This is a genomic window from Nitrosomonas europaea (genome assembly GCF_900167395.1).
Classification (GTDB): domain Bacteria; phylum Pseudomonadota; class Gammaproteobacteria; order Burkholderiales; family Nitrosomonadaceae; genus Nitrosomonas; species Nitrosomonas europaea.
The window spans coordinates 15,268-36,267 of record NZ_FUWK01000009.1 but is presented as its reverse complement, the minus strand read 5'-3'; the positions used below and the strand labels follow the sequence as shown (position 1 = coordinate 36,267).

At 50.5% G+C, this 21,000-nt stretch carries 18 protein-coding genes, 1 tRNA gene and 1 pseudogene; 14 read left to right on the top strand and 6 right to left on the bottom strand.

Annotation, left to right across the window (positions count from 1 at the left end; translation table 11 throughout):
* Positions 1 to 17: 17 nt before the first annotated feature.
* Entirely contained in the window at positions 18 to 674 is a 657-nt protein-coding gene (locus B5D58_RS04700; protein WP_011111007.1) for a hypothetical protein, read from the bottom strand.
* Positions 675 to 787: 113 nt separating this feature from the next.
* On the opposite strand from B5D58_RS04700, the gene B5D58_RS04695 reads away from it, so the two are divergent.
* Together B5D58_RS04695 and B5D58_RS04690 are read left to right on the top strand one after the other, a co-directional pair.
* Complete coding sequence (locus tag B5D58_RS04695) at positions 788 to 1,522, top strand: glycerophosphodiester phosphodiesterase family protein (protein WP_011111006.1); 735 nt, start codon at positions 788 to 790, stop codon at positions 1,520 to 1,522.
* Between the two features lie 7 nt (positions 1,523 to 1,529).
* Positions 1,530 to 2,705, top strand: a complete 1,176-nt coding sequence (locus B5D58_RS04690; protein ID WP_011111005.1) for an FAD-dependent oxidoreductase — start codon at positions 1,530 to 1,532, stop codon at positions 2,703 to 2,705.
* Positions 2,706 to 2,792: 87 nt separating this feature from the next.
* On the opposite strand, the gene B5D58_RS04685 is transcribed toward B5D58_RS04690, so the two are convergent.
* Together B5D58_RS04685 and B5D58_RS04680 are read right to left on the bottom strand one after the other, a co-directional pair.
* Positions 2,793 to 3,155 carry a hypothetical protein gene (locus B5D58_RS04685; protein WP_011111004.1) on the bottom strand — a complete coding sequence of 121 codons (363 nt, stop codon included), beginning with the start codon at positions 3,153 to 3,155 and terminating at the stop codon, positions 2,793 to 2,795.
* 361 nt (positions 3,156 to 3,516) lie between these two features.
* Positions 3,517 to 3,603 (bottom strand) — tRNA-Leu (locus B5D58_RS04680).
* Between the two features lie 391 nt (positions 3,604 to 3,994).
* Between B5D58_RS04680 and B5D58_RS04675 the strand changes: the two genes are divergently transcribed.
* Both B5D58_RS04675 and B5D58_RS04670 read left to right on the top strand, forming a co-directional pair.
* Positions 3,995 to 6,160 carry a RelA/SpoT family protein gene (locus B5D58_RS04675; RefSeq protein WP_011111003.1) on the top strand — a complete coding sequence of 722 codons (2,166 nt, stop codon included), beginning with the start codon at positions 3,995 to 3,997 and terminating at the stop codon, positions 6,158 to 6,160.
* Positions 6,161 to 6,178: 18 nt separating this feature from the next.
* Complete coding sequence (locus tag B5D58_RS04670) at positions 6,179 to 6,862, top strand: hypothetical protein (protein ID WP_011111002.1); 684 nt, start codon at positions 6,179 to 6,181, stop codon at positions 6,860 to 6,862.
* Positions 6,863 to 6,874: 12 nt separating this feature from the next.
* Here the strand turns inward: B5D58_RS04670 and B5D58_RS04665 are convergent, their stop codons facing one another.
* The 3 genes from B5D58_RS04665 to argS all read right to left on the bottom strand — a co-directional run bounded on the left by B5D58_RS04665 (position 6,875) and on the right by argS (position 10,097).
* Positions 6,875 to 7,525, bottom strand: a complete 651-nt coding sequence (locus B5D58_RS04665; RefSeq protein ID WP_011111001.1) for a thiol:disulfide interchange protein DsbA/DsbL — start codon at positions 7,523 to 7,525, stop codon at positions 6,875 to 6,877.
* 140 nt (positions 7,526 to 7,665) lie between these two features.
* On the bottom strand, positions 7,666 to 8,313 hold the full coding sequence (locus B5D58_RS04660) for an SPOR domain-containing protein (protein ID WP_011111000.1): 648 nt from the start codon (positions 8,311 to 8,313) through the stop codon (positions 7,666 to 7,668).
* 23 nt (positions 8,314 to 8,336) lie between these two features.
* Positions 8,337 to 10,097 carry an arginine--tRNA ligase gene (gene argS / locus B5D58_RS04655; protein WP_011110999.1) on the bottom strand — a complete coding sequence of 587 codons (1,761 nt, stop codon included), beginning with the start codon at positions 10,095 to 10,097 and terminating at the stop codon, positions 8,337 to 8,339.
* Positions 10,098 to 10,383: 286 nt separating this feature from the next.
* Between argS and B5D58_RS04650 the strand changes: the two genes are divergently transcribed.
* From B5D58_RS04650 to B5D58_RS04605, 10 genes and pseudogenes are all read left to right on the top strand, one after another.
* On the top strand, positions 10,384 to 11,043 hold the full coding sequence (locus tag B5D58_RS04650; RefSeq protein WP_011110998.1) for a hypothetical protein: 660 nt from the start codon (positions 10,384 to 10,386) through the stop codon (positions 11,041 to 11,043).
* A 152-nt stretch (positions 11,044 to 11,195) separates the two neighbouring features.
* Positions 11,196 to 12,083 carry a bifunctional methylenetetrahydrofolate dehydrogenase/methenyltetrahydrofolate cyclohydrolase FolD gene (gene folD, locus B5D58_RS04645; protein WP_011110997.1) on the top strand — a complete coding sequence of 296 codons (888 nt, stop codon included), beginning with the start codon at positions 11,196 to 11,198 and terminating at the stop codon, positions 12,081 to 12,083.
* Between the two features lie 33 nt (positions 12,084 to 12,116).
* On the top strand, positions 12,117 to 14,774 hold the full coding sequence (gene aceE, locus B5D58_RS04640; RefSeq protein WP_011110996.1) for a pyruvate dehydrogenase (acetyl-transferring), homodimeric type: 2,658 nt from the start codon (positions 12,117 to 12,119) through the stop codon (positions 14,772 to 14,774).
* A 39-nt stretch (positions 14,775 to 14,813) separates the two neighbouring features.
* A complete protein-coding gene (gene aceF / locus B5D58_RS04635) occupies positions 14,814 to 16,205 on the top strand; it encodes a dihydrolipoyllysine-residue acetyltransferase (protein ID WP_256335803.1) in 1,392 nt (463 codons plus the stop codon).
* 49 nt (positions 16,206 to 16,254) lie between these two features.
* Positions 16,255 to 16,938 carry a nicotinate-nucleotide adenylyltransferase gene (nadD, locus tag B5D58_RS04630; RefSeq protein ID WP_011110994.1) on the top strand — a complete coding sequence of 228 codons (684 nt, stop codon included), beginning with the start codon at positions 16,255 to 16,257 and terminating at the stop codon, positions 16,936 to 16,938.
* Positions 16,935 to 17,300 carry a ribosome silencing factor gene (gene rsfS, locus B5D58_RS04625; protein WP_011110993.1) on the top strand — a complete coding sequence of 122 codons (366 nt, stop codon included), beginning with the start codon at positions 16,935 to 16,937 and terminating at the stop codon, positions 17,298 to 17,300. Before nadD ends, rsfS begins: the two co-directional genes overlap by 4 nt.
* A 96-nt stretch (positions 17,301 to 17,396) precedes the next feature.
* Positions 17,397 to 17,867, top strand: a complete 471-nt coding sequence (gene rlmH, locus B5D58_RS04620; RefSeq protein WP_011110992.1) for a 23S rRNA (pseudouridine(1915)-N(3))-methyltransferase RlmH — start codon at positions 17,397 to 17,399, stop codon at positions 17,865 to 17,867.
* A gap of 85 nt (positions 17,868 to 17,952) precedes the next feature.
* Positions 17,953 to 18,576, top strand: coding sequence for a Maf family protein (locus tag B5D58_RS04615; protein WP_011110991.1), 624 nt, complete (start codon positions 17,953 to 17,955; stop codon positions 18,574 to 18,576).
* 30 nt (positions 18,577 to 18,606) lie between these two features.
* Positions 18,607 to 20,059: pseudogene (gene rng / locus B5D58_RS04610) on the top strand (ribonuclease G).
* A 219-nt stretch (positions 20,060 to 20,278) separates the two neighbouring features.
* Positions 20,279 to 20,998, top strand: coding sequence for an energy transducer TonB (locus B5D58_RS04605; RefSeq protein ID WP_011110989.1), 720 nt, complete (start codon positions 20,279 to 20,281; stop codon positions 20,996 to 20,998).
* The last annotated feature ends 2 nt before the right edge of the window (positions 20,999 to 21,000 follow it).

Below are 21,000 nucleotides of genomic sequence, written 5' to 3'. Positions count from 1 at the left end.
TTTTATAAAGCGAGCAGTTACTGCTCTTTGGCTGCTTTTCGTTTTTTTATTAGACGTTTTTTCCACCACCACCCTGCTGCCAGCAGAGTAAAGAGCGCATACCAGATACCATGAGTCCGCATCCATGCTTCTGGGTTTTCTCGTACAAACAACTGAATTTCAGCCAGATCCGCAACTTGCGGATGCTCACGGGTGGTTTCAGCCGTTTGCAGATGCAGCTCGATCAACAGGTGGTGACGCCCCGTCTTTTCTGGAGTAATGATCCAGGACCACCGGCTCATCTCACCTTGACCGGAAAAGAACTGCACCTGCGGCTCCGGTGGATCGATCGAAAATGCATCTCCGGCTATCCTGGCACGCATTTCAGGGAAAACCTCGCTGCGAATACCTTGCAGCTCGGTTCCGGGATGAGATTTCTTGACGATATCGTTGATACGCCGCGCCAGTTCTCTGGTATTCAGTTGCAATGTGATTTCAAAAGGTTTGTATTGTTTTATTTCTTGCGGCAGGCTGATGACCGAACTGTCAGCCGGCAGTTTCATCATCGTCAGTGGTGGAAAATGTTTCTCTCCATACCACGCATGTGCCAGAAAATTCATCACAAACGGAACAAACAAAACCACCGCGAGCAACGCCGGAAACACCATACTGAAACGAGTATCTCTTTTATACATCATACCCCCTTCAAACTGAACGGCTCCTGAACGGTCCTTCCATTACCGGATAACATCGCAATCCAATGGAATAGAGAGTAGACTCGAGGAAAAAGAGGAGTGGTTCTTCTGTAATGGTGCATGGTGTTCCTTGTTTCGTTGCCCATCGAGGGTATCCCGCATTGTATCCGGAAAATTCACTGGTCGGAATTCGGGCTGCAGTCCAGGCTGGTGCCCGGTATGTTGAAATTGACATTCAACTGAGCCGCCAGCTGACTCCCTATCTCTGTCATGACGATAATCTGAAGCGATTGACCGGCCGCAATGCCTATCTGACCAGACTGAAAGACGATGAAATCGATACACTGACCGTCTCCTGCCCAGATGTCACGTGTTCATCCGGTACAGAGCCTGCTCCAATTCCCCGTCTGGCAGAATTCTGCCGCTATCTGGCGCAGCATCCCCAAGTCACCACCTTCGTCGAAATCAAATCTGAAAGCATTGCCCGGTTTGGTCTGAGCAAAACGATGGATGCAATTCTTCCGGTCATTGATGTGGTGCACACACAATGTGTCCTGATTTCATTCGACTGGGAATTGATTGCACTGATCAAATCGCATCAGATGTACAAAACCGGCTGGATCATCGAACACTGGACTGACGAACAATCGGCCATGGCAGCACGCTTGCAGCCGGATTATCTGTTCAGCAGCATCCGCTGTCTTCCCGAAAAACTCGATCAACTCTGGCCCGGTCCCTGGCAATGGGTGATTTATACAGTCGATGATTACGCTACGGCACTCGGTTATGCAGAAGCCGGCATTACACTGATCGAAACCGATACGATCAGCACGCTGCTCGCTCCCTGACCAAGCCATGCCTACAACCCGCCACTACGACATTGTAATCATAGGAGGAGGAATTCAAGGCGCAGCCGTTGCACAGGCTGCCGCTGCACTTGGCTACAATGTGCTGGTGCTGGAAAAAACTGCTTTGGCTGCAGGAACTTCGAGCCGTTCAAGCAAACTGATCCACGGCGGTCTGCGTTATCTGGAAAGCGGCCAGTTCGGACTGGTATGGGAAAGCCTGAAGGAACGGGCTGCGCTCCTGCGCCTTGCGCCTTCACTGGTCAGATTGCAGCCATTTCATATCCCCATTTACGATCAGACTTCACGCGATACGCTGACCATACGCGCAGGGCTCAGTCTCTATGCCCTGCTTGCAGGATTGAGCAAAGGCGCAGGCTTTCATTCCATACCAAGAAGGAGATGGGGGGAGCTGGACGGCCTCTCCACGCGAGGACTCAGACATGTCTTCCAGTATTGGGATGCGCAAACCGACGATCAGGCGCTCACCCGGGCGATCATGCATTCTGCCTCCTCGCTCGGGGTGGAATTACACTGCCCGGCTGAATTCATCCACGCCAGAATTTCCGGAGAGATTTGTGAAATCGAATTTCTGGAAAACAACCAGGCTTACCAGTGTACGGCAAGCTCGCTCGTCAATGCTGCCGGCCCATGGGTCAGTCAGGTAGCGGAACGAATCTCGCCCGCACCACCGGCATACCCGGTAGAGCTGGTACAAGGCACTCATCTGATACTGGAAGGAAGTCTGGATAAAGGCTGTTATTACCTCGAATCACCACAGGATCGAAGAGCCATTTTCGCGCTGCCATGGAAACAGCATATTTTACTGGGCACAACTGAAACAGTATTCGAAGGAGCACCCGACAAGGCTCTCCCGCTGGTATCCGAAGAAAACTACCTGCTGGGTTGCTTCCGGTATTATTTTCCCGATCACGGCGCCACGGTACGGGAACGCTTTACCGGCCTGCGCGTACTGCCCGTATCGCGCAATAATCCTTTCGGTCGCTCGCGTGAAACTCACCTGCAATGTGATTCGCCTGAATCTCCCCGGATTGTGGGAATTTATGGGGGAAAACTGACTGTCTGCCGCGCAACTGCCCGGAAAGTTCTGCATACTCTGCGGCCTTCACTACCCGTCCGGATTCCCAAAGCAGATATTTCACAACTGACACTCAAACTGCCTTAATCCGGTCATTCGACTTACATTGATGAGCTCAGACTTACCGACGATCAATTCCCGGATCAATCGAGCAGCAGATCAGTCAATCTGGAATTACGGTAATACAGCATGGTTTGACTGGGGCTTATTTTTCTCGATCTTCTCCATTTTTTTTGCCCGGCGTGCGATCTCTTCTTTGATCTCTTCCAGAAAACCATTGTTTTTCTTGTGCTGCTGTTTTGTCTTCCACCATGTAAAGCAGACGATCACCCCCAGCAAAATCGGCACAAAACTCACCACTTCAATCCCATCGAACATTAAAAATACAACGCCAGTCGAGATACCAAATACACCCAGTAATCCCGTTAGGTATCCCTTGCGTCCATCCCAGACCGATTGAGCATATTTGGCACACCATGCCTCGATCTGATCCCGGGTCGATACCAGTTCCTCATCTGTCCATTTTTTGAGATTCATTCGTCCTCCTGATCAATTATCAATGATGAGCTTCCCGGGGCACCCGGATGATCCAACCCGACACAAGATACCTGGATTATGATTCGGAAAGATCATATAAATGGAGTGCCGCCCGAAGAAGCACCAGAAATCAGCATTGTCCAAGTAGCAAAGTTTATCAGTACCTGTATACGCTCCAAGTGCATTTTTTACTGCTGACACCAGCACCACCAAACCGGCACCATTCGGTTAGATAAGTACAGAAGAGTAACAAACAGGAAGCTAACAAGTCTTCGCTCCGTTTTCTTACCAGTTGACTTCCAGCAGATTGTCGGACTGCCTTGAATTTGATGAAGTAAAGCGGAGCTTAAAATATTCTTTGTGGTGCCGGGAGGGGGAATCGAACCCCCATGATGTCACCATCGCGGGATTTTGAGTCCCGTGCGTCTACCAATTCCGCCATCCCGGCTTTCAAGTTGCGGCAGGAACGCAATTATCACTGAAATCACCCCGTACAGCAACTAACAGCAAATTTCCGGTAAATCGACACATCCCGGCCGGCTGTTTAGAAGCCACAGCATGCTTTATGAAACACGGGTATCTGTTCTACCCGGCTTGCTGTGCTGCATGCCCGGATTGTGCGTCACCTGGTTCTGAGCTAGTATTTTCAGCAAAAATATGTTTTTGTTTGGAGTTGTCATTACTTCCACTCCCGGGTGCTCCGCTGACGCCTTCATGTCACCCGCACCTGATCTGGAATAGTGCACCATCAGGACCCGGGAAAACGGTTAAGCCAGGCAGACATTGCTAAAAGATAGAAACAACAAAATTGTTTCATACTTAAAAATTTTGAGAATTTCATGCAAAATCCTATTTTGAATGACTCGGACGATTCTGCGGTTATTTCACCGGAAGCGGAACTGCTTATCAGTGAAGTATCCCAATATCTCAAACCTGAAGATCTGGCATTACTCAAGAGTGCCTATTTCTTCAGCCAAAAGGCACACTCCGGACAGTTCAGGAAATCAGGTGAACCTTACATCTCCCACCCGATTACTGTAGCCAGAATACTGGGCGAGCTGCGCCTGGATGCAGTCACACTCACTGCAGCACTGTTACACGATGTGGTAGAGGATACCGGCATCCTGAAGCAGGAAATCAGCGAAAGATTTGGTTCTTCCGTGGCTGAACTTGTCGATGGGGTTTCCAAACTCGACAAAATCAGATTCCAGACACAGGCGGATATGCAAGCGGAAAATTTCCGCAAAATGCTGCTGGCTATGGCACAGGATGTGCGGGTAATACTGATCAAGCTGGCTGATCGCCTGCATAACATGCGCACTCTCGAGGTAATGTCACCGGAGAAACAACACCGTATCGCCCAGGAAACTCTGGAAATTTATGCTCCGATTGCTCATCGACTCGGCCTGGAAAACATCTACCAGGAGCTGCAGGAGCTGGGTTTCTGTTTTTCCTATCCGACCCGCTACAAGGTCCTGCTCAAAGCAACCAAAGCAGCCAGGGGAAATCGACGGGAAGTCGTCGGAAAAATTCTCGATGCAATCAAGCAGCGTCTGCAGGAAGCAGAGTTGGATGCTGTAGTAACCGGACGTGAAAAACATTTGTACAGTATCTATAAGAAAATGGCCGAGAAACACCTCAGTTTCTCGGATGTACTGGATATTTACGGTTTTCGGGTGATCGTCAGAGATGTATCTTCCTGCTATGTGGCACTTGGAGCGCTCCACAGCCTTTACAAACCGATCCCTGGTAAATTCAAGGACTACATTGCCATCCCCAAACCGAACGGCTATCAGTCGTTACACAGTACATTGCTTGGACCTTACGGATTACCGATAGAAATACAGATCCGCACCCATGAGATGCATCACATTGCAGAAGCCGGGGTAGCTTCACACTGGCTTTACAAAAGCAAGAACACTGATGCTGGAATAGATGATCTGCACATGAAAGCCAATCAGTGGATGAAAGGTTTGCTGGAAACCCTGAATGACTCTTCCGATTCGCTCGAATTTCTGGAGCACCTCAAGGTTGATCTGTTCCCTGGTGAAGTATATGTGTTCACTCCTCAAGGCAAGATATTGACATTACCAAGAGGCGCAACAGTAGTGGATTTCGCCTATGCTGTGCATACTGACGTCGGAAACTGCTGTGTAGCGGCCAGAATCAACGGTGAAATCACCCCGTTGCGTACCCGACTGAAAAGCGGGGATCGCGTGGAAATCATCACTGCCCCTGCAGCCAAGCCGAACCCCATCTGGCTGTCTTATGTCGCCACCGGTAGAGCGCGCTCCAGTATTCGCTATTTTCTGAGGACCATTCAATACAATGAATCAGTCAAGCTTGGAGAACGCCTGCTGAATCAGGCGCTGCATTCTTTTGGCGTAAATCCGGACGCTATCGAGCCATCGCAATGGGAAAAGTTGGTCAAGGAAAGCAAGGCCAAGTCCAAAGAAGCACTGCTGGCAGACATTGCCCTGGGAAAACAGCTTGCAGCCGTTCTGGCCAAACGCCTGGCAGTACCGGGTGAATCTGTCTCAAACATACAGAGCAATAACTCCATCACCATCCTGGGTACTGAGGGAATGGCCGTCAAATTTGCACGATGCTGTCATCCCATACCGGGCGACGGTATCGTTGGTCTGATCAAGAAAGATCAGGGACTGGTGATCCATATGCAAGACTGTCCTGCGGTAATCAGGATCAAGGACCATAAAAACATGGAAAATCAGCTGGATGTCGTCTGGGGAACGGATATCGATCGAACTTTTCCTGTCAGTATATTCATGACGGTGGTAAACAAAAGCGGCGTATTGGCCAGAGTAACTGCCGAGATCGCTAAAGCAGATTCGAATATTGACGATATCACGCTGGAGAATGACAAAGATTACACCACGATGCGCTTTATCCTGCAGACCAGAGATCGTCAGCACCTTGCACAGATTTTCCGCAGGCTGAAGCACATTGATGAAATAGTCAAAATGGGGCGTATCAAGAACCTGTAAACCACTACCTTATAAAAAATGAGTGCCGACAATCTGTTGCTTGACTTTACTTCGCCCGGGGCGATCCCTCCTGATCCTGCCGAGGTGGTGCGGCGAGTGGTCGATGAGACACAAACGACGATGCGGGCACTCGAATCACTTCTCGAAAACGAACGAATAGAAGATATGACCGGGTGGAGGTTGCTGGCAATGTTTTATCTGGCAACCGACCGGCTAAACGATCTGGCTAAAATCGAAAAGCAGTACAAAAGCATCACCGGCGTATCTCTTTCAGCAGATCTCAAACAGAAATACCCGCAGTGGTTTAATGGTGAAGCTGTCAGCCATCCGGTAGTATTTGAAATCCCGAAGAAAATTACTGCAGCAGCATTACCTGACAGCATCATTATCCAGCGTGGGCAATGTTCCCCAGGTGGCATCCTGCTGGATTTTTCACAGGTACAGGAAATTGATAATGACGGGTTGAAGAAACTGGCACAACTCTTTTCTTCTCTGGCACAGGAAAACACCAGGCCCAAGTTGAGACAGGCAGATCGTTTCATTACCTGCCTGCAGAACAAGGCAGAGACAGGTACCGGAACTCGTGCAATATGGGATGTATTGTTTGCCTATGAACGGTTCCGCGATGACAGGGAAGCTTTTGAGGAAAAAGCGATCAAATTTGCCGTTCTTTATGGGATTTCACCCCCATCCTGGGAATAAACGCCGGCACCATTACCGGCTTTTCTTTTCCTCACGCACCTTCTCAATCAATTGGTTCAGAACTGAAATCGTATCCTGCGGGGTACCACCTGCTTTACCACTGGTCAGATATCTGCCATCCACCACCAGTGCCGGCACACCAGTCAGCTTGTATTGCCGTATCATTTGAGCAGAACGGTTTGCCTGATTCTGGACTGTGAATGAGTTATAGGCACCGATAAACTTGTCACGATCGACCCCTTGTTTTCCGATCCAGTCGAACAGCGTCGCTTCTTTCGACAAATCTGTTTTTTCACGATGAATGGCGTGATAGACCTTGTCATGCAGTGTTTGAGTAAGGCCGAGGCTTTCCATCGCATAAAAAGTTTTTGCACCAGGCACCCAGTTATTCCTGAGAATGGCGGGCACGAACCGGAACGCCACATCCGCCGGTTTGTTCTCCAGCCAGCGGCTGAGATGGGGATGCAAGTCACTGCAATGAGGACAGCCATACCAGAAAAATTCAATGACTTCAATGTGTTCTGAATCACCTTCAGTCGGCTGAGGAGCTGACAGTACCGTATAATCCCGGCCTTCAACGATTTCTGCATGAGCAATCAACACTCCCGCCAGGTTTACGACGATAAAACTCAAGAGAAAGCAGATCATTTTTCTCACGGTCATCTATTTTTCCTCGCTTTCAAAGTTGGTAAATCGTAAATGACATTTCCAATGGAAAAGAAAAGGTAAATCTGTTCCGGTTCGAATTCCAGTTGCTTTGTAACCGGGTTCGGCCACATCAGTCAGGAGCTTTGTACCGGTGCTTACTGCGTCACCAGGCTTGATGTTACCCCGTTTTCCTGTAATGAAGCACGAACCCGATCAAGCTCTTCCATTCGGGTAAACGGGCCGACTCGTACACGATGGACGGGAACGTTGCCTTCAGATCTTCCAGTCTGGACCGAAGCAATGATACCCAGCAAAGCAAGCTCAGCCTTCACCCGCTCAGCATCACTGGAATTTCTGAAGGAACCCGCCTGAAGATAATACCGACTCTTGGGTTCAGGAACCTTCTCAGGTGGTTTTTCAGCAGTTTTTTCAGGGATCTTCCTGGTAACGGTTGCAGCAGGCGGTAATGGTGTGAGATCAAATACATCTTCACCCGGTGGCTCATCGATACCCGGCAAAATTTTGTAGAAATCAAAACGTGATCCACTTGTGCCCGTCTGATTCGTATTCGATTCAGTTTTTTTCTCCTGCGATGGTGATTGTCGCACGGATGATTTTTCAGAGGACTGGTTCTGAGCGACTTTCCCCCCGTTCAGAAACGGACTGGGAGCCTGGCTGAGGTACAACCATACCCCGATTGCACTTGCCAGACCCAAGGTATAGCCCACAAACAGACCAAGCCACAGCAGGCTGCCGTTTTTATGGGTCTTTGCCGAATTTCTGGATTTATAATCCCGACTCATCAATCTTTCCGTATTGCGTTCAACTACATTTCACGGGGGGCGGTTACCCCCAATAACGTCAGCCCTTTCGATAAGATCTGGCGAACGGCTGAAATCAGTGCCAGCCTCGTTATTTTAAGCGATTCATCTTCAACGAGAAAACGTGTCGAATTGTAATAACTATGAAATTCGCCTGCCAGTTCGCGCAGAAAAAAGGCAATGAGATGGGGTGCGCGTTCTTTTGCCGCAGCTTCAATCGTATCCGTAAAATCGATCATTTTCTGCAAAAGCACGAGTTCGGCAGGGTCAGTCAGCAACTCCGTTTCCGCCCGCGCAAGTATATCCTCAGCCCCCCCCCACTGGCCTAGCACGCTACAGATACGGGCGTGTGCATATTGTACGTAATAAACAGGATTATCATTGCTCTGTGATTTGGCCAGATCGAGATCGAAATCCAGGTGCTGATCACTTTTACGCAGCACATAAAAAAATCGCGCTGCATCATTGCCCACTTCCTGGCGTAATTGCCGCAATGTGACGAATTCCCCCGAGCGGGTGGACATGGAAACTTTCTTGCCATCCCGATACAACACCGCAAACTGGACCAATGCTATTTCAAGCCTTCCTGGATCGAGCGATAATGCCTCTATGGCACCTTTCACCCGTGGAATATAACCATGGTGGTCCGCCCCCCAGATATTCAGCAGGTAATCGAAGCCACGTTCGTACTTGCTGAGATGGTAAGCGATATCCGAGGCAAAATAGGTATACAGGCCATTTTCCCGCTGCACGACCCGGTCTTTCTCATCACCGAAATCGGTGGAACGGAACCAGAGCGCGCCATCCTGCCGATACAGCAGTTTTTTATCATCCAGCAGCTGTACGGCACGTGCCACCATCCCGCTATCGAACAATGACTGTTCCGAAAACCAGGTCTCAAACTCGACACCGAATTCCATCAGATCATTCCGGCAGTCCGCCAACTGTTCTGTCAGGACAAAATTGTGCAGATCAGCATAATCCTGATCAAGAATGGATTTTGCTGCAGTGATGAGTCTGTCGAGGCGCTCGTCTTCACTATCAATCGTCGTACTCGTACTGATTTCAGTCAGTTGCCGTATCGTTGCATCAGAACGATGGGCGTAACGATCACCCTGTGCCTGGTATATTTCCGATGCCATATCAGCAACATACTGGCCGCGGTAGGCATTGGCAGGGAATGAGAAGGAGAGTCCGCACAGATCGAGGTAACGTAACCAGGTCGATAACGTCAGGATATCCATCTGCCGGCCGGCATCGTTGACATAGAATTCGCGCGTGACGGCATAACCGGCTGCGGTCATGATATTGGCCAGGCTGGCACCAAACGCTGCCCCTCGTCCATGCCCGACATGCAGCGGACCGGTGGGGTTGGCCGACACAAACTCGATCTGTATGGTTTTCCCTGCTCCCAGCCTGCTGTGGCCGAACGAATCACCCGCCTGCAGCACAGCGTGCAGAAACTGTTGTTTGGCTGTTTTCTTCAGAAAAAAATTGATGAACCCGCCACCAGCAACATCGGCTTTTTCCACGCAGGAAGAATCAGGCAGTGCTCCAATCAATGCTTTTGCCAGTTCAAGCGGATTCCGGCGTAAACGCCTGGCCAGCTTCATTGCCAGATTGCTGGAATAATCACCATGATCTGCCAGTTTGGGACGCAGCAACTCGATTTGAACCCCTACTTCATCCGGGAGAACTTGCCTTGCTGCCTGATCGAGCAATTGAATACAGTGTGATTTAAAGTCGGGAAGAGTCGTTGTAACCATGACAGGAAAGTGTTTCAGCAAGCCCGCATTATAGCGGCTCGATTGCAAACTTGTTTGCGTGTTTTGACGTATAAGTCGCACCGGAAAACCGGTCCGGCAGATTCTGGCAAAGATTCCTGATCTGATACCGGCGCAGTCCAGATCACCTTTCTACAACGGAATTTTGCTGAAAATCACCTGTATTTTCGGGTTGGATGGACATTTCAGGATTTGCAGATTTCATGTGTTATCCAGCCGGTATATAATGCAACGTATTATGACCGTGTAAAGGCCCTGATCAACTCAAATGGAAAATACAGCAGAAAAATTCGAGGAAGAAATACTCGATGCTTGCATCCGTCACGCAAAAGAAGTTCTGGCAGAGCAACTCCCGCTTGTCAAAGACAAAAAATATGACTTCGCACCGCAATTCAGAGATTTGACCATCCAGCTCTATCTGGTGGGTGTCATGCAGCAGTTTTATGATCAGTATGAAGCAACGACGACGGATGCTCAGGAAAAAGCATTCCATGCGTTGTACTACATGATGACCAAAGATGGCGTCAAATCCAGGCGGGCAAAAAACCAGGCTGCATTCATCAGACAAATGTCCAGATTGGATGATGGTGATGAGGCACTGGCCTTGGCGTTAGGGTATGAATCAAAACCGGGCGACCGCAGCCTTGCTGAGGTTTTCGACCATTACGTCAATGAATCCAGAGTTTCAAAGGGACTCTGGCGTTTCTACGACCAGGGCAAGAAAATTCTATTACTGGGCGGTTTACTCTTCGCCATGGCTGGTATATGGTTTGTAACGATCTATCTGCCGGAAAGTGACAATATCACCATTCTGGCTGTTGGATTATTGGCCGCACTTTTTTTCATAGTACCCGTGTTTCTGGTCGGCCTGCTGATTCACCGTTACAAGACCCGGAAAGGTAGTCGCACCCCAACACCCCCTCAATAGCTGGCAAGACCCAGGGGCCGGTATGTACCCGAAAAGTAATTTTCTGATGGTACAAAAACTACCCGGGAAGTATTTCCAGCAAAAGTTTTCAAATCAATCCTGCTGATTCACATGGGTTATTTACCTGCTTCACCTGATATTTCCTGAATTTTATGAGTGCAACAATCATCAGCGGCAGTCTTATCGCAAGCAAATTTCGCGAAGAACTGAAGCAACGCGTCAAAATACTCTCAGAAACATGGATGCAACCCGGTCTGGCAGTAATTCTGGCAGGAGATAATCCTGCCTCTTGCGTATATGTGCGCAACAAGGCAAAAACGTGTGAGGAATTGGGTATCCGCTCCGAAATCTTCAATTTTCCTGGTGATATTTCTCAGAAAGCCCTGTTACAGCAAATTCAGGATTTGAATGTCAATCCGGAAATTCACGGTATTTTGGTACAACTGCCTTTGCCTGGCCATATCCGGATCGATGAAGTCATTGCTGCCATCGCAATAGGAAAGGATGTGGATGGCTTTCACCCCTGTAATGTAGGTGCATTGGTAACAGGTCACGCCCTGTTTCATCCATGTACTCCCTTTGGAGTAATGAAAATGCTGGCAGAATATGATATTCCGCTCCAGGGGCAGCATGCAGTCATCATCGGCCGCAGTAACATCGTCGGGAAACCGATGGCCCTCATGCTGCTGGAAAAAGGTGCAACGGTCACGGTTTGTACCTCACGGACACGAGATCTGGCCAGCCATACCCGTAATGCTGACATTGTCGTCATGGCTGCAGGAAAAGCGAATCTGCTGACAAGTGATATGATCAGGACAGGTGCGACAGTCATCGATGTGGGAATCAATCGTTTGGCGGACGGGCGGCTTTGCGGAGATGTCGAATTTTCAGGAGTGAAAGAAAAAGCAGGATATATCACGCCGGTTCCCGGTGGAGTCGGTCCGATGACTATCGTGATGCTGATGAACAATACGATCGAAGCTGCCGAACGTGCGAAAGCAGTGGCTCTGGCCGGTGGCTGGCACAGTTCTGTGCAATAATTTTGGAATTGTCAACAGGGAGCAGACCCGAACATGGATCCAATGGATATTGATCCGCAGGAAACGCAGGAATGGCTGGATGCCTTGGAAACGGTTCTGATGAATGAAGGAACCGAGCGTGCCCATTTTCTACTGGAAAAACTGGTGGAAAAAGCCCGCCGTTCCGGCGCATACCTACCCTACAGCGCCAACACCGCTTATATCAATACTATCCCTCCCGGCAAGGAGGAACGCTCACCGGGTGATCATGCACTGGAGCATCGTATCCGTTCCTATATTCGCTGGAATGCGATGGCCATGGTGTTACGTGCCAACCGTCATACCAATGTTGGCGGCCATATCGCCAGTTTCGCCTCGGCGGCCACGCTCTATGATGTCGGCTACAACCATTTCTGGCGGGCCGCCAATGAACATCAGGGCGGAGACCTGGTTTACGTACAGGGCCATTCTGCTCCCGGTATCTATGCACGTGCTTTCCTGCTGGATGAATTGACTTCCGATCAGCTCGATAATTTTCGTCAAGAGGTCGGTAATAACGGTCTGTCTTCCTACCCTCATCCATGGCTGATGCCGGATTTCTGGCAGTTCCCGACTGTTTCGATGGGTTTGGGGCCGCTCATGGCGATCTATCAGGCGCGCTTCATGAAATATCTGGGTGCACGCGGACTTGCTCAAACCGAGGGGCGTAAGGTCTGGGCCTTCATGGGTGATGGCGAGATGGATGAACCGGAATCTCTCGGAGCCATTTCTCTGGGCGCACGTGAGAAACTGGACAACCTGATTTTCGTCATCAATTGCAATCTGCAGCGCCTCGACGGACCGGTACGAGGTAATGGCAAGATCATTCAGGAAATGGAGAGCACTTTCCGCGGTGCCGGCTGGAATGTGATCAAGGTCATCTGGGGTTCCTACTGGGATCCGCTGCTGGCCAAGGATACCAAAGGATTGCTGCAGCAGCGCATGATGGAATGTGTCGATGGTGAATATCAGACCTTCAAATCACGTGATGGCGCTTATGTACGCCAGCATTTCTTCGGCAAATATCCGGAATTGCTGGAAATGGTCGCCAACATGTCCGACGACGATATCTGGCGGTTGAATCGCGGCGGCCACGATCCTCACAAAGTTTATGCTGCCTATAGCACAGCAATGAAACACACCGGCCAGCCCACTGTGATTCTGGCCAAAACGATCAAGGGCTACGGTATGGGTGAAGCGGGTGAGGCACAGAACATCACTCATCAGCAGAAAAAAATGGGCACGATCTCACTGAAAGCATTCCGCAATCGCTTTGGTCTGCCGGTGCCGGATGACAAAATCGACGAGATACCTTACCTCAAGCTTGAGGAAGGGTCACCTGAATACAACTACATGCGTGCGCGGCAACAGGCAATGGGTGGTTTCATTCATCACCGCCGTCGCAAAGCTGCTGCCTTGCAGATCCCTCCATTATCCGCTTTTGAGACACTGCTCAAAGCCAGTGGTGAAGGGCGTGAATCCTCCACTACGATGGCGTTTGTGAGGATACTCAACGTCCTGGTAAAAGATAAGAATATTGGCAAACATGTAGTACCCATCGTGGCGGATGAATCACGTACATTCGGCATGGAAGGCATGTTCCGGCAACTGGGTATCTGGTCATCGGTGGGGCAGCTTTATACCCCGGAAGATGCCGACCAGTTGATGTATTACAAAGAAGATCGGAACGGACAGATTTTGCAGGAAGGAATCAACGAAGCAGGCGCCATGGCATCGTGGATGGCGGCAGCCACTGCTTACAGCACCCATGGTGTGCAAATGATTCCATTCTATATTTTCTATTCGATGTTCGGCTTCCAGCGTATTGGTGATCTTGCCTGGGCAGCAGGGGATATGCGCTGTCGCGGCTTTCTACTGGGGGGTACCGCCGGCCGCACGACGCTGAACGGTGAGGGATTGCAGCACGAAGATGGTCACAGCCATCTGGCTGCTTCCACGATCCCAAACTGCGTATCCTACGATCCGGCTTTTGCCTATGAGCTGGCAGTCATCATGCAGGACGGTCTGCGCCGTATGTATCAGGAACAGGAAGACGTTTATTACTACATTACTGTGATGAACGAAAATTATCCGCACCCGGAAATGCCCAAAGGTGCTGAACAGGGCATTCTGCAGGGTATGTATCTGTTCCGTAGCGGCGGTAAGCAACGCAGTAAGTCGCATGTACAACTGCTGGGCTCGGGGACGATTTTACGGGAAGTGATCGCCGCGGCAGAAATTCTGGAAAAAGATTATAAGGTCTCGGCAGATATATGGAGCGTAACCAGCTTCAATCAGTTACGGCGTGAAGCACTCGCTGTATCACGCCATAACCTGCTTCATCCGGATGAACCGGCCAGATTATCGTATGTGGAAACCTGTCTGAAAGACCGGGAAGGACCTGTCATTGCTTCTACGGACTACATGAAGATCGTTGCCGACCAAATCCGGGAATTCATCCCAGGACGTTATTTCGTACTGGGAACGGATGGGTTCGGCCGTTCCGATACCCGCGAGAAACTGAGACAATTCTTTGAAGTCGATCGCCATTATGTCGTGATTGCAGCACTCAAAGCATTGGCAGATGAAGGAAAGATTCCATCTTCACAAGTAACCAAGGCAATCCGTACCTTTGCGATCGATCCGGACAAACCCGAGCCGGTCAAGATCTGATTCTGTTCACGGCAGGTGGAATAACCCTGTCGATTCCCTCTGACAGCATGTGTTGCAGCAAATCAAGGAGTGCAAGTGGCTGAAGTCAAGAAAGTTCTGGTCCCGGATATCGGGGATTTTGAAGATATTCCGGTCATTGAAATCATGGTCAAGCCTGGCGACAGTGTGCAGGTCGAGGACCCTTTGATCGTACTGGAATCGGACAAAGCCACTGTCGAGGTTCCTTCACCTTATTCCGGGATCATCCGGGAAATCAGGGTGCAAATGGGCAGCAAAGTCTCCAAAGACTCGGAGATCCTGACCATGGAAGTGGTCTCTGCAGAAAGCGACAATAAAACAACTTCCTCCCAGCCACAACCATCAGCCGGATCACAGCCTGCACAACCAACCCGGCCGATCGAAACAGGAGCCGGTCAATCCGAAGAGGAGCCGGCAGCCAAACCTGCTGCTACGACAACGAAGCCGGCCACCCCCTCTGCTCCCATACAAATACCGGATCATACGATCGACCAGCACAATAAGATAATTCCCCATGCAAGCCCTTCGGTCAGACGATTTGCCCGCGAGCTGGGAGTGGATCTGAGCAAGGTAGTGGGAACCGGCCCCAAGCAGCGCATTCTCAAAGAAGACGTACAAGCTTTCGTTAAACAAGCTCTGACGGGTGGACGTAATGCCAGGGGAGGCACACTCGATTTATTACCGTGGCCACATGTGGATTTTGCCAAATTCGGGCCGATCGAACTGAAATCGCTGTCGCGTATCCGGGAGATCTCAGGTGCCAATCTGCATCGCAACTGGGTCATGATTCCGCATGTCACGCAGTTCGATGAAGCAGACGTCACCGATCTGGAAGCGCTCAGAAAAAACCATAATGAAACCCGGCAAAACAATGGCACTAAACTGACCATACTGGCTTTCCTCATCAAAGCAGTCACAGCAGCGCTGAAAAAATTTCCGGAGTTCAACGCCTCTCTGGATAACAGCACCACGGAAAGCCAGCTCATCATCAAGCGCTACTACCACCTGGGTTTCGCGGCCGATACCCCCAACGGGTTAGTGGTTCCCGTCATCCGCGATGCCGATCAGAAAGGAGTAATCGGTATCGCCGAGGAGCTTACCAGACTGTCCTCACTTGCTCGTGAAGGCAAATTGAAACCGGGCGACATGCAGGGCGCAAGTTTTACCATTTCCAGCCTGGGTGGGATCGGTGGAACAGGCTTCACCCCCATTATCAACGCACCAGAAGTAGCAATTCTGGGTGTCTCGCGTGCAAGTCTGAAACCGGTTTACCAGAACGGGCAATTTGTTCCGCGCCTGGTGCTTCCGCTTTCGTTATCCTACGACCACCGGGTCATCGACGGTGCATCAGCCGCACGCTTCACTGCACATCTGGCCAGTATTCTGGCGGATATGCGTCTTGCCCTGTTCTGAGTTGCCGCACCGGCCAACATAGCCCACCTGATGACACATTGACCGGTAAATGGCTGAAATAACCCGATACTCACTCACTGGAATTTATGGCGGAACGTTTGATCCTATTCACTACGGACATCTGAGAATAGCGGAAGAACTGGCGGACATTGTGGAGCTGAACCACTTGTTTTTTTTACCGGCGGGCCGACCCCGTTTGCGCACTCCCCCTTTTGTAGCTGGTGAGCATCGCGTTGCCATGTTGCAAGAGGCCATTCGCGGGAATACCCGATTCTCGGTAGATGACCGTGAAGTCAGGCGCCCCGGAGAAACCTATAGTGTCGAGTCACTGCGGGAAATCCGACAGGAATACGAAGCAAGCGAGTCTGTTGCACTGTGTTTCATCACAGGTACCGATGCCTTTATCAAGCTGCCGTACTGGCATCGCTGGCGTGAGTTATTTGAATTGTGCCACCTCATCATCGTCAATCGCCCCGGATCCGTTCCGATCAGATATCCATCCGATCTGCCTGATGAATTGCGGGGTGTCTGTCAGGATCGCTGGACGACCATGGCCGATGAATTGAAAAATTCTCCCGTTGGCCTCATCTTCACAGCACCCACAACCCTGCTGGATATTTCATCTACATCAATCAGAAATATCATCGCTTCAGGAAAGAGTGCACGTTATCTGCTGCCTGAATCAGTACTCAACTATATCGACAAGTATGGCTTTTATGCCGGAGGAAAATGAAATCACCTGAAAAATTGCTGGAAACGGCAATCATGGCCCTGGAAGACCTCAAAGCCAGCAATATCCATGTGATGGATGTCAGCAAGCTGACTTCGTTATGCACCACCATGATCGTAGCCAGCGCCGATTCCACACGCCAGACCAGAGCACTGGCCAGCCATGTACAGGAAAAGGTAAAAGCAACCGGCAGCATGGTTTACGGAATAGAAGGCGAACAAACAGGGGAGTGGCTGCTGGTCGATCTGGGAGACATCATCGTCCATATCATGCAGCCGGCCATTCGCAGTTATTATGATCTGGAAGGACTCTGGTCGGAACAGGCCTGGCGGTCACCTCAGGAAAACTCTGCTGTATACGGCTAATTTACAACCGTGAAAAGTGCGATCTGCTTCAGAGTTGCATGCAGTTTCTTCGATTGATACGCTGCGATGATTTTCATGCATGCGCTCATCTGAAACATGAAATTCCATATCCTGGCCGTTGGAAACAAAATGCCGGACTGGGTCAGGAAAGGGTATACGGAATACTGCCAGCGCATGCCCAAAGAAGCCGAGTTGCTGCTGGTGGAAATCAAACCGGAAAAACGCGTTGGCAGCAAGAATACCAGGCAACTGCTGCAGGCTGAAAGTGAACGCATCCGGACCGTTCTGCCACCTGGATGCCATATCGTCGTACTGGATGAAACAGGCAAGCAGGCCACGACCATGAAGCTGGCAGAAATGATGGATCGCTGGATGGGATCCGGCCAGGATGTCGCGTTCATCATTGGCGGAGCTGACGGGCTGCATCAGGATATCAAACAGATGGCCCATGAAAAGCTGGCATTGTCCGCCATGACCCTTCCACACGGGCTGGCCAGAGTATTACTGGCGGAACAGCTTTACCGCGCATTTTCCATCAACCGCAATCACCCCTACCATCGTGCATAACTCGTCATCCTGAGGTAGAGTTCAGGTTACAGATATTTTTCATACCGAACCCCTGCAAAAATAGGGCCTAGATCCGATCTGAACAATGATTACCCCAGCTGGCAATTGTATTTATCTGGCATCGCGCAGCGCCCGCAGACGCGATCTGCTCAAGCAAATAGGAATCAGGCACAACATACTGCTCATGCGGGAAGCTTTGTCCCGGCCGGCAGATGTGGATGAAACCCCGCTTCCGGAAGAATCTCCGGCGGATTATGTCTACAGAATCACGCACACCAAATCGGAAGCTGGCTGGTTACGGCTGAAGCAGCGCGGCTTGCCCCTTTTGCCCGTTCTGGCTGCAGACACCACCGTTGTACTGGATGGCCGTATCCTGGGAAAACCGCAGGATATCGGGCATGCAGAAGAGATGCTGCATGCCCTCTCCGGCCAGGAACACCAGGTTTATACTGCTGTCGGGCTGACTTTCCAGGGACAGACCAGATTGCGCTTATCGACAACCACCGTTCGGTTCCGCGATATCAGCCCGCGCGAAATTCAGGCCTATATCGCCAGTGGCGAGCCCCATGACAAGGCAGGTGCCTATGCCATCCAGGGAAAAGCGGCCGCTTTCATCATCAATATCGACGGGAGTTACAGCGGTGTGGTCGGGTTACCGCTATTTGAAACTTCCCAGTTACTGGAAGAAACAGGAATATCTGTTTTTTGAGCAAACATAACTACCGGACCCCAGTCTGATATGAGCAGTGAGATTCTCATCAACGTCACCCCCCCAGGAAACACGCGTTGCCATCATCGAACATGGCATCACCCAGGAATTGCACATTGAACGTACCAGCAGCCGAGGCATCGTGGGCAACATTTATAACGGACGTGTCAGCCGCGTATTACCAGGCATGCAGTCCGCTTTCATCGATATCGGCCTGGAACGAGCAGCCTTCCTGCATGTAGCGGATATCCACGAATCCAGCCAGAATGATCATCACAAACCGATCGAGCAGCTCCTTTCAGAAGGCAGCAACATCCTCGTGCAGGTAGTGAAAGATGCAATCGGTGTGAAAGGAGCGCGGCTCTCCACTCAGGTCAGCCTTGCCGGACGTTTACTGGTCTACCTGCCACAGGAATCCTATATTGGTGTCTCACAGCGCATCGAGGACAATAGTGAGCGCGAATCGCTACGCCAGAAATTACAGAATATCCTTCCACCCGATTCCACCGGCGGCTATATCATTCGAACCATGGCCGAAACAGCCGAGGAGCCGGAATTACAGGCCGACATCGTTTATCTGCACAAGCTCTGGCAGGATATCCAGAAAAAATCGCTTACCATCTCTTCCCCCTCACTGCTTTACCAGGATCTGGATTTGAGCCTCCGGGTATTACGCGACTTCGTCAATGCCGACACCTACCGTGTCCGGGTGGATTCGCGCGAGACATTCCAGAAACTGACCACTTTTGCCCATGAATACATGATGAGTGATCTGGAAAAAATCAGCCACTATATCGGGGAACGGCCATTGTTCGATTTATATGGTGTCGAACAGGAAATCGAGAAATCACTGGCACGGCGTGTGGATCTGAAATCCGGAGGGTACGTCATCATCGATCAGACCGAAGCGCTGACTACGATGGACGTCAACACAGGTGGATTCGTCGGAATACGGAATTTTGATGACACCATATTCAAAACCAACCTCGAAGCCGCTCAGGTAATTGCACGGCAGCTGCGCTTACGCAATCTGGGTGGCATCATCATCATCGATTTCATTGATATGGATCGTGAGGAACACCGTGCTGCAGTGCTGGCCGAATTCAACAAAGCCCTGCAGAAAGACCGGACCAAAATGACCGTCAACGGCTTCACTGCACTGGGGCTGGTCGAAATGACCCGCAAGCGCACACGTGAAAGCCTGGCACAAATTCTTTGCGAAACCTGCCCCACCTGCCAGGGACGTGGAGAGATCAGGACGGCACAAACCATCTGCTATGAAATTTTGCGCGAACTGTTGCGAGAATCCCGGCAGTTCGATGCCAAGGAGTTTCGTATCCTGGCCTCACAACCGGTGATCGACCTTTTTCTGGATGAAGAATCTCAGAGCCTCGCCCAGCTGGGGGATTTCATTGCCCGGCCGATAGGATTGCAGGTAGGCGCGTCCTATACACAGGAACAGTACGACGTGATCCTCATTTAAATATTCTCTCTGCGACAAAATGTCGCATTGTATACCGTGTCGGGTTGATCTAAAATTCTGAACAAAGCGACCAAGATATTGATAATCGTTATCAGTTCTGATAGCATTCTAAAGTTGGTATCCAAGGGTCCCTGATCCAAGTAATTCAGGCGTTTTAGTTTCAGTAATTTCAATCAGTTAACCCTGAAATCGCGTAACTCATAAACACACATATATCGTATGACTAAAATTCGTCATAAACCGGCCCTTACCGGTCTTTCCCTTGTCAGCTTCCTGGTTGTAGTGGCAACGCACGCTGCTGTACTCTACGGCTTGTGGCATCATCGCTTCAGCACCACGACCCCGGATACGATCACGCTCTACGCACAATTCATTGCCCCCCCTGAAAAACAGGAAGAAGCTGCCAAAGCACCCAAGGTGGAATTGAAAGCGGAGCACGCGCCTCCCCAGGTCAAACCCACACCCCCGGTCAAAAAAGTACAGCCGCAGCCCAAGCATCAACTGGTCGCCAAAACACCTGCCGTTACGCCACAGGAATATGTTGCCCCTCCCCCTGTTGAAGAACATGAGCCTGAACCGGAACCAGAAAAGAAAACAGTCAGTGAATCGGTCATAGCAGCAAAACCCGCACAGATGCCGACAGGTCCCGTTACCCTGTCTTCCGAACTCTCTGTGTCCTGTCCGGATCTGGCCAGTCCTGCCTATCCTGCTCTGTCCCGTCGTCTGGGTGAGGAAGGAAAACTGGTGCTTCAGGTGGAACTGGATGAAACGGGACGGATAGGCAAAGCCAAAATCGTCCAAAGCAGCGGTTATTCAAGACTGGATAATGCTGCTCTATCGGCTGTCAAAACCTGGCGTTGCCGGCCGGCAACGCGTAATGGCCACCCTGTACCGGCAGTTGCCCTGCAACCTTTTAATTTTGTTATCGAAGGAAGTTAATT

What these genes read in the sequence shown, in the direction of transcription:
- B5D58_RS04700 (WP_011111007.1), bottom strand. Translation starts at nt 674, where the DNA reads ATGTATAAAAGAGATACTCGTTTCAGTATGGTGTTTCCGGCGTTGCTC.
- B5D58_RS04695 (WP_011111006.1), top strand. Translation starts at nt 788, where the DNA reads ATGGTGCATGGTGTTCCTTGTTTCGTTGCCCATCGAGGGTATCCCGCA.
- B5D58_RS04690 (WP_011111005.1), top strand. Translation starts at nt 1,530, where the DNA reads ATGCCTACAACCCGCCACTACGACATTGTAATCATAGGAGGAGGAATT.
- B5D58_RS04685 (WP_011111004.1), bottom strand. Translation starts at nt 3,155, where the DNA reads ATGAATCTCAAAAAATGGACAGATGAGGAACTGGTATCGACCCGGGAT.
- B5D58_RS04675 (WP_011111003.1), top strand. Translation starts at nt 3,995, where the DNA reads ATGCAAAATCCTATTTTGAATGACTCGGACGATTCTGCGGTTATTTCA.
- B5D58_RS04670 (WP_011111002.1), top strand. Translation starts at nt 6,179, where the DNA reads ATGAGTGCCGACAATCTGTTGCTTGACTTTACTTCGCCCGGGGCGATC.
- B5D58_RS04665 (WP_011111001.1), bottom strand. Translation starts at nt 7,525, where the DNA reads ATGACCGTGAGAAAAATGATCTGCTTTCTCTTGAGTTTTATCGTCGTA.
- B5D58_RS04660 (WP_011111000.1), bottom strand. Translation starts at nt 8,313, where the DNA reads ATGAGTCGGGATTATAAATCCAGAAATTCGGCAAAGACCCATAAAAAC.
- argS (WP_011110999.1), bottom strand. Translation starts at nt 10,097, where the DNA reads ATGGTTACAACGACTCTTCCCGACTTTAAATCACACTGTATTCAATTG.
- B5D58_RS04650 (WP_011110998.1), top strand. Translation starts at nt 10,384, where the DNA reads ATGGAAAATACAGCAGAAAAATTCGAGGAAGAAATACTCGATGCTTGC.
- folD (WP_011110997.1), top strand. Translation starts at nt 11,196, where the DNA reads ATGAGTGCAACAATCATCAGCGGCAGTCTTATCGCAAGCAAATTTCGC.
- aceE (WP_011110996.1), top strand. Translation starts at nt 12,117, where the DNA reads ATGGATCCAATGGATATTGATCCGCAGGAAACGCAGGAATGGCTGGAT.
- nadD (WP_011110994.1), top strand. Translation starts at nt 16,255, where the DNA reads ATGGCTGAAATAACCCGATACTCACTCACTGGAATTTATGGCGGAACG.
- rsfS (WP_011110993.1), top strand. Translation starts at nt 16,935, where the DNA reads ATGAAATCACCTGAAAAATTGCTGGAAACGGCAATCATGGCCCTGGAA.
- rlmH (WP_011110992.1), top strand. Translation starts at nt 17,397, where the DNA reads ATGAAATTCCATATCCTGGCCGTTGGAAACAAAATGCCGGACTGGGTC.
- B5D58_RS04615 (WP_011110991.1), top strand. Translation starts at nt 17,953, where the DNA reads ATGATTACCCCAGCTGGCAATTGTATTTATCTGGCATCGCGCAGCGCC.
- B5D58_RS04605 (WP_011110989.1), top strand. Translation starts at nt 20,279, where the DNA reads ATGACTAAAATTCGTCATAAACCGGCCCTTACCGGTCTTTCCCTTGTC.